The following is a 2018-nucleotide window of genomic DNA, read 5'->3' on the forward strand; positions in this document are numbered from 1 at the left end:
GAGCACGGTCACGATGGTGCCCTCGACCGCACGACCTCCCAACTGCCCGCGCTCACCCGGGCCGGCGTCGTGGACGCGGGCGGCAGGGGCCTGTTGGTGCTGCTCGACACCATGGTGGAGGTGCTGGGGGGCCAGGCGCCCGAGCGGCCGGACTACGTCGTCCCGGAGGACCCGTTCACCGAGCCGACCGGCGAGGGCGACGGCGCCGACGGGGGAGCGACGGAGGCCTCCGCGGACACCCGGTACGAGGTCATGTACTCCCTGACCCATTCCGACGACGCGCGGGCCGACGAACTCAGGTCGGCGCTCCGGACCCTGGGCGACAGCGTGGTCGTCGTCGGTGACGGCGGGACCGGCGACAACGCCCGCTGGGCGGTTCACGTCCACACCGACGACATCGGGTCGGCGATCGAGGTCGCCCTGTCCCTCGGCCGCGTCACCGAGATCCGTGTGACCGACATGTTGGACCCGGTGGGCGGGAGCACGGAGGCCGGGCACCGTCGACGGGGCGCGTCCGGCGCTGCGGAGGGCCGGGTCGCGGGTGAACCCGAGCGGGTCGTGGTGGCGATCGTCCCGGACGGGCCGCTGGCCGAGTTGTTCTCGGAGGCGGGGGCGCAGACGGTCGATGCGGACGAGGGCGGAGTGATCGACGCGGTCCTCGCGTTGTCCGCCGATGAGCTGCTCGTGTTGCCCAACGGTGAGCTACCCAGGGCCCAGATCGAAGCCCTCGACGCCGCGCTGCGCGACATCGACGGCAACGCCCTCATCCTCCCGACGGGTTCCGTCGTACAGGGGCTGTCCGCCCTCGCCGTTCACGACCCCTCGACCACCCTGTCCCTGGACGGATTCGGGATGGCGGACGCGGCGGCGGCCACCCGACACGCCCATCTGGTGCGGGCCCGACACGACGCGCTCACGTTGGTGGGCCGCTGTGCGGCCGGTGATCTCCTCGGCATGGTGGGCCACGATGTCGCCCTCATCGAGACGGACCCGGTGGACGCCGTCTGCGCGCTCGCGGACCGCTTGCTCTCCTCCGGCGGCGAGCTGGTGACGCTGCTGCTCGGAGCCGAGTACGACGACGCCGCGACCGAGACCGCTCTGTCCAGGATCCGCGAAGGACATCCCGACGTGGAGGTCGTCGGGTATGCGGCCGGACCGGGTCGGGTGCTCGCGCACGTCGGGGTCGAATGACCGCGTTCGTCACCACGGACTCGGCGCTGGGGGAGGTCCTCGACGCCGGACTGGCCGAGCGGATCACCGCGGCCTTCGGCCACCGGACCGTCGGCGACCTGCTCCACACCCTGCCCCGCCGCTACCGCCAGCACGGTCAGCGCTACGACAAGCGCGAACTCGTCGAGAGCGAGCGGGTGACGATCATCGGGACGGTCACCACTGCCACGACCCGCAACTACACCACCAAGCAGGGGCAGTCGCGGGAGATGCTCACGCTCACGGTGAAGGACGAGGACACCACGTTCAAGGTGGTCTACTTCGCCGGCCGCAGGATCAAGTTCATGCTCCCGGTGGGCACGGTGGCGATGTTCGACGGGACCGTGTCGCGGTTCCGCCGGTCCCTGGACCTCACCCACCCGGAGTTCCTGGTCCTGCGCCCGGTCTCGGGCCAGGGTCGTGAGCTCAGGGGCTCGGGTGATCTCGCCGCGCTGGCCCGGCTGGCGTCCGAGATCGACGCCGAGGGCGGCCCGAGTCTGTTCGACCGTCCCCTCCTGCCCATCTACTCGGCCAGCAAGAGCGTGACCTCGTGGGACCTGCTCGGCGCGATCGTGACCGCGATCCGGGCCCTCGTGCCCGTCGTGGACCCCCTCGACGACACGGTCCTGGCGGCCGCCGGTCTGATGGGCCTGGACGAGGCGCTGCGCAAGGCTCATCTGCCGGAGACCGTCAACGACGCCGACAGGGCCGGGTACCGACTCCGGTTCGACGAGGCCATCGCGCTGCAGCTGCTCCTGGGGGCCCGGCGCCGCGCGGTCGCCCGCGACCCCGCGCCGGCCAGTCCGGTG

1 protein-coding gene and 1 pseudogene are annotated in these 2018 nt (G+C 72.1%); both read left to right on the plus strand.

Translation table 11 applies throughout. The annotated features are described in order from the left end of the window. Window positions 1-1191, plus strand: a 1191-nt coding sequence (locus tag IY392_RS15970; protein WP_194861746.1) for a Dak phosphatase, incomplete at its 5' end; no start/stop codon positions are given. After that, window positions 1188-2018: pseudogene (locus IY392_RS15975) on the plus strand (ATP-dependent DNA helicase RecG); the annotation flags it as partial. The gene IY392_RS15970 and the pseudogene IY392_RS15975, both read left to right, overlap by 4 nt.

The sequence above is a fragment of the Dietzia sp. SYD-A1 genome (genome assembly GCF_015356725.1).
Lineage (GTDB): Bacteria > Actinomycetota > Actinomycetes > Mycobacteriales > Mycobacteriaceae > Dietzia.